Below are 5,567 nucleotides of genomic sequence, written 5' to 3' on the forward strand. Positions count from 1 at the left end.
GGCAGTCCATGCAGTCCGGGGACATGGATTGCGTCACTTCGTTCGCAATGACGACGTTCTTTCACGTTAAAACCGCTCGCCTTCGTGCAGGTAGCGCCACTGGCCTTCGGGCAGGCCTGACAAAGCCACCCGGCCCACGCGCTGGCGCTTGATGCTCTGGATGTGCAGGCCGACGCGCTCGCACAGGTAGGCGATCAAGCCGGGGTGTGCGCCCTTCAAGGCAAAGCGCAGCCGGGTGGACGTGTCTGACGTGCTGTTGATGCTGACCCTGACCGGCGGCAGCGGCTGGCCGTCGCTGCTCAGGCCCGCGTTCAGGCGCTGCAAAATGTCTGGCGCCACTTCGCCCGCCACTTCCACCACCAGCTCGTGCTCCATGAAGGCCGCGTCCTCGGTGAGCTTGCGCAGCACGCGCCAGTCTTGTGTGAACACCACCAGGCCGCTGGCCGCAAGCTCCAAAGGCACGCAGGCGCTGAGCTTGGCAAAGTGGTGTTTCAGCAGCCGCACACCGGCCGGGTCTTGTGGCCAGTGGTTGGCGGGCAGCAGCAGCTGGTGCGCGGGTTTGACGCGCTTGTTCGCCTCACCAAGTGCCGCCATGGTCTCGAAGCCGGGCGGCTTGTGCAGCAGCAGCGTGACATCAAGCTGTGCCATCAGGCTGGCGTGCGGGTCCACCACCACGCTCTGGTCGGTCACGCGCGCCATGGGCTCTTCGACCACACGGCCGTTCACGCTGACCCAGCCGCCCTCGATGTACTGCTCGGCCTCGCGGCGCGAGCAGCGCATCAGGTGCGCCACGCGTTTGGACAGGCGCTCGCCGTCCTGGGTGAGTGGCTTGGGCGGTGGCGCGGTTTTGTGAGGTTTGATCATTGGCCGCAATGGTAACCAATGGTGTGTCAGCTACCAGCTCAGCGGGTCCAGCTGGTAAAACTGGCTTAGCTCCCGGTACAGCGCCGGGTGCTCCTGGGCCATGGCCTCGGGCTGTTCAAAAAACACCTCGGAAATCACGGCAAAAAATTCACCTGGGTCGGTGGCCCCATAATCGCAAAACAGCGACGGCGCGCCGCGCGTCACGCGCGCTTGCAGGGTGGCAAATTCGCTGCCGAGCACGCTCGACCAGCGTTGCTGCGAGTGCTGCCCGAGCATGGGCGCGCCGTTGGCGCTGCCGCTTTCCTGGTCGAGCTGGTGGGCAAATTCATGAATGGCCACGTTTTGCCCGTCGTCCACCACCGCCGCGCCGGCCAGCGTGTCTTGCCACGACAAAATGACCTGCCCCTCTGACCACGACTCTCCCGCCAGCACTTCGCGCGAGCGACGCGTCAGGCCGATGTGGTCCACCTGGTCGCGCTGCACCACAAAACTGTCGGGGTAAACCAGAATCTGCCGCAGATTGGGGTAGTAGCCGCTGGGGCGGTTCAGGATCAACAGGCAGGCGTGGGCGGCAATGGTGACGCGAATCTCGTCGCTGATCTCAAGCCCGTTGCAGCCGATGAACGCCTTCTCGGCCAGGAACACCTGCATGTGCTGCTTGAGCTGCAATTGCAGGTCGGCGGGCAGCCGGCGCACGTAGGGCACGCGCTGCTGCAGCACCGCGCGCCAGGGCGCCGGAAACGGCCGGGCACGAAGGCGCCGACGCTTGCGCTCAAGCAGCCAGGGCGCGCCCACCAGCCACAGCACCAGCAGCAGCCCGAGGCAGGCAATGATGACAGCGGGCATCGCTGTGCGTGGCCTATGGCATCAGGGCGGTGATGCGCGCCACATGCGCCATCAGCGAGCGTTTGGCCACCGGCCACATGCGCTGCGGCACATCGGCATACACCTGCGTCAGCCAGTCGTCGAGCGTGCCGTCGGGCTGCGCCTGCATGGCGGCCATCACCTTGGCTTCGCGCTGCAGGCGGTGGGCCTTGAGCCGGGCTATTGCCGCTTGTGCCTCGTCGTCCGGCCCGCCGATCGCATAGCCATGCGCGGGCAGGATGAACTTGAGCCGGTGCGTGGTGCAGGCGTCGTGCAGCAAGTCCAGCGAGTTCAGGTAGTCGCACATGTCGCCATCGGGTGGGTCCACCACCGTGGTGCTGCCGTTCAGAATGTGGTCGCCGCTGAACAGCAAGCCGTCTTCGAGCAGCAGCAAACACAGGTGGTTGGCGGCGTGGCCGGGGGTGTGAATGACCTGCAAGGTGTGCGTGGTGTCAGACATCCTTCGCGCCCCGAATGCCCCGCTACCCTGTAGGAGCGGCGCCCCCGCCGCGAAGGCTGTCCTGCCAAGTACCAACAACTCGCCATCCTGCAACACCCTGTCCGGCACAAAAGCGCTGTGGGCGCGCGCCGTGGCCGCACTCGGCAGCCCCAGAATCGGCGGCTTGTTGGCGCACATGGCCTGCAGTGGTTTGGCGCCGGGCGCGTGGTCGGGGTGCGAGTGCGTGCAAACGATCATGCGAATGTCGCCACCCGCCGCGCGCCACAGTTTTTCCAGGTGCTCCTCATCCGCCGGGCCGGGGTCGATGGCGATAAAGCCGGTGCCGGGGTCGCCCACCAGGTAGCTGTTGGTGCCGGGGCCGGTCATGGCGCCGGGGTTGGGCGCGGTGAGGCGTTGCAGGTTTTTGAGCAAGGGCACGGCCTGCTCGTATTGCCAGTCAAGCGGGTGGGCAATCTGCCCGTGCGGGCACACCAGCGCCAGTTCGCCATAGGCCGACTCGTGTTCCATATAGCGCGCCTCGCGCCCGGCCAGCAGCCCGGTGCGCGGGCAACTGCACCACAGCGGTTCTTCGGACACAGCGCAGGCTTGCAGCACGGCATCGACCGTGGCCAGCCCGTGCAGGCGCTCCAGCGTGACGATGGTCGGGTAGATCATGAAAAAGCTGCCTGCCTGGTGCCGCGCCAGCGCATCGTTTGGCCGCACCCAGACCGGCTCGAACTGCTCGGTCTGGTCGGCCACCGGCGTTTGCCCGGGCGGCACGCCCGCCACCAGAAACGTCGCATCGAAACGCTTGGGCAGGTCGAGGCCGGTGATCCAGCGCGCCAGCACATGCATGTCGCTGGCGGCCAGCGTCAGGCCACGCGCCGCGCACTGGGCACCAAAGTTGCCTTGGCGGTCCAGCGCGTCCACCTCGGCCTGCGTGGCCCAGCTGCCATCGGCATGGCGCGCCAACAGCACGCCCAGTTCTTCAAAACTCTCGCGAATGGCGGCAATGGCCTGCGTTAATGCCGGGGCGCTTTGCGTGGCGCGGCGCTGCGCCAGCGCGTGACAGCAGCCGTCTGCCGCATCGATGCAGCCGCCCGGAAACACATAGGCGCCGGGCACAAAACTGGCCGTGTTGGAGCGTCGCGTCATCAGCACCTCCAGCCCGTCAGGCGTGTCGCGCAGCAGCAGCACGGTGGCGGCAGCGCGAGTGGCAACGGGCGCTCGGGCGGGGTGCAGCAGCTGGGATGGGCGGGGCATGGGCAGCGAATCAGGCAAACGGATTGACGATGCGAACCCCGGTCATGGTTTTACCCGCATTCATGCCCTCGCTGAACAGCACGCTGCAACCCGCCAGTTGGGCGCTGGCCATGATGAGGGCATCATAAAAAGCCACGCTGCGCGTCTGGTGCAGATCCAGCCCGGCACGAATCACGGCCGGCGTGACCTGAACCACTTCAAACTGCTCATACAAGTCAAGCTGCGCGCGAACGTGCTGGGCAGGCAGCTTGAGCCTTTTAAGCGCAACGTTGCAATATTCCTGCAGTACCTGCGTGGACAAAACACCCTCGGTGCTTTCAAAAAGTTGTTTAAGCAGCGTCAGCGCCGCACGCTGCTTTGCCGGTGCATCGCTGACTTCGGCATAGATCAGCACATTGGTGTCGATGAAACTTCTTGCCGCCATCAGCTTAGCGCGCGTTGGCTTCATCACGATCGAACTGCCAGCCATCGAGTTTGGCGTTCGACTGCAAACAGCGCTGTTCAAATTGGTCCCAGCTTTGGCTGCGGCGGGCACTGCCTGCCAACTGCTCAAGATAGTCGCGCACCACCTGATTGAGACTCTTGCCCAGCTTTTTTGCAGCCTCGCGTGCCCGGGCTGCGACTTGCTCGTCAACAGAAAGTGTGATGTTCATGGTGCCCCTGTGCAAATTGTGTGCACGTATTATGTGTTGATTTGCGGAACCCGTCAAAAATCCTCGACCGCGAACATCCACTGCGGAATGTCCCGCGCGCCATGCAGCACGGGCCAAACATCGATGTGATCTGGCCGCTCAACGTAAAACACAAGGTGCGGGTAGCGAGCCAGTGGCCAAAAGCGCAGACCAGGCAGGTTCAAATCGTGTGCATAACGCGGTGAACCTGTCGCAGGATGGCGACCAATGTGGGCGTAGGCTAGTGTAATGTTTCATTCTGTTTAGAACTTAATCGAGAGTTTGCTCGGATGACCTTCTGCAATATATCGCGAGCGCTTTTGGTCCAGATAAATGGCTTGGGGTCTTTGTTGTGATGGGCGACGTATTCATTGATTGCAGCCTCCAATTCGGGCACGCTTGTGAAAACGCCTCGGCGCAACCGCTCCGTGGTGATGTCACGAAAGAACCCACGGTAAATTTGTTCTCGCCGAAACACTCATGCGCCAGCATGTCCAGTGGTGTTTTTCGTCATGCGCAGGTAATCAAAGACCAAGCGGGTGTTGCGGTTGAGCTTGGCCATTTTTTCAGCGATGCTGGCTTTCTTGTCGCCAATGAGGTTGAGTACACCCACGGCAAAGCGGCGTAGCCGTGTGACGTTCTCCGGACCGTAGCCTGTTCGAATGCGGCTGCGATCTTCATCAAAGTTCCAATCGATCATATAGTGACAGGATTTGCCGTTTGACCTGGTCGATGCTTCGGTCGCTGAAGCAGCGTCCCGCCATCAAATTCGTCATGTGTTGACGATCGACTCTGACTTTGATGTTTATCGGGACAGGCAAGGCCGACTGCTGCGGCATGTTTTGCGCGACGGCTGGTGATGTGCTTCGCCAGAAATCAAGCTGCTGACGCAAGGCCCGCAACTCAGTGCGGCAGAGCGGCGAGCCATGGCCGAAGATTTGGGCGCAGTGCGGGCCAGCCTTCAGCCTGAACCGCAGGGCATCGGCGGCGCATCCAGCATCAGCTCAGCGCAGCCAGCGCCGTTTCAGGTGCCCTGTCCAGCACCTTGAGCCACAGCAGGCCGCGTTGGCTGCACAACATGAATCCAGCCATGAGCCCTCTGAAGTGATCGTCGCAAGTGCACTGCGCACTGCCCTGCCGGCATTTTTGGCGGTTCCCGCTTTCGCCCCGAATCTGACGAAAATAATGGCCAAATGTCATCGCCATGTTCCGCCCTATGAGGTAGAACGGACGGCGGCGTGAGCACCACTGGGAAACTTGGCACTGTCAAGTTGATTCCCACATACGGACAACACCGCAAGTGCACGTCACAATCAACACGAAGTAGCGCATGTGACGTGCACTTGCGGTGTTCTCAAGCAAAATGTGGCGAACCAATCGCGCACTGTTCCGTGACGGTCTTTAATAAAAACAAAATTTCTAAGAAAAACGCAAAAAAGGCGTGCTAGAATGCAAGGCTTCGCTGA

Annotated in this window: 6 protein-coding genes and 1 pseudogene; all 7 read right to left on the bottom strand. The window is 62.3% G+C overall.

Features of this window, described 5'->3' with window-relative positions:
- Positions 1–66: 66 nt before the first annotated feature.
- Positions 67–864 (bottom strand): RNA pseudouridine synthase, encoded by a 798-nt coding sequence (locus IBX54_RS11885; protein ID WP_296542865.1) that lies wholly within the window; start codon positions 862–864, stop codon positions 67–69.
- Positions 865–894: 30 nt separating this feature from the next.
- On the bottom strand, positions 895–1,710 hold the full coding sequence (locus tag IBX54_RS11890; protein ID WP_296542866.1) for a zinc-dependent peptidase: 816 nt from the start codon (positions 1,708–1,710) through the stop codon (positions 895–897).
- A gap of 13 nt (positions 1,711–1,723) precedes the next feature.
- Positions 1,724–3,430 carry an MBL fold metallo-hydrolase gene (locus IBX54_RS11895; protein WP_296542867.1) on the bottom strand — a complete coding sequence of 569 codons (1,707 nt, stop codon included), beginning with the start codon at positions 3,428–3,430 and terminating at the stop codon, positions 1,724–1,726.
- Between the two features lie 10 nt (positions 3,431–3,440).
- Positions 3,441–3,854 (bottom strand): PIN domain-containing protein, encoded by a 414-nt coding sequence (locus tag IBX54_RS11900; protein WP_296542868.1) that lies wholly within the window; start codon positions 3,852–3,854, stop codon positions 3,441–3,443.
- Between the two features lie 4 nt (positions 3,855–3,858).
- Positions 3,859–4,083 (bottom strand): DUF6364 family protein, encoded by a 225-nt coding sequence (locus IBX54_RS11905; protein ID WP_296542869.1) that lies wholly within the window; start codon positions 4,081–4,083, stop codon positions 3,859–3,861.
- 53 nt (positions 4,084–4,136) lie between these two features.
- Positions 4,137–4,376, bottom strand: a pseudogene (locus IBX54_RS11910) (type II toxin-antitoxin system RelE/ParE family toxin).
- Positions 4,377–4,579: 203 nt separating this feature from the next.
- The gene (locus tag IBX54_RS11915) at positions 4,580–4,801 is read right to left on the bottom strand and encodes a hypothetical protein (protein WP_296542870.1); all 222 of its coding nucleotides are present in this window, start codon (positions 4,799–4,801) and stop codon (positions 4,580–4,582) included.
- Positions 4,802–5,567: the final 766 nt, after the last annotated feature.

The sequence above is a fragment of the Rhodoferax sp. genome (assembly GCF_014859475.1).
Lineage (GTDB): Bacteria > Pseudomonadota > Gammaproteobacteria > Burkholderiales > Burkholderiaceae_C > Rhodoferax.

Bases quoted from the DNA above. Each gene is read 5' to 3' on its own strand.
- IBX54_RS11885 (WP_296542865.1), bottom strand. From the start codon at position 864: ATGATCAAACCTCACAAAACCGCGCCACCGCCCAAGCCACTCACCCAG.
- IBX54_RS11890 (WP_296542866.1), bottom strand. From the start codon at position 1,710: ATGCCCGCTGTCATCATTGCCTGCCTCGGGCTGCTGCTGGTGCTGTGG.
- IBX54_RS11895 (WP_296542867.1), bottom strand. From the start codon at position 3,430: ATGCCCCGCCCATCCCAGCTGCTGCACCCCGCCCGAGCGCCCGTTGCC.
- IBX54_RS11900 (WP_296542868.1), bottom strand. From the start codon at position 3,854: ATGGCGGCAAGAAGTTTCATCGACACCAATGTGCTGATCTATGCCGAA.
- IBX54_RS11905 (WP_296542869.1), bottom strand. From the start codon at position 4,083: ATGAACATCACACTTTCTGTTGACGAGCAAGTCGCAGCCCGGGCACGC.
- IBX54_RS11915 (WP_296542870.1), bottom strand. From the start codon at position 4,801: ATGATCGATTGGAACTTTGATGAAGATCGCAGCCGCATTCGAACAGGC.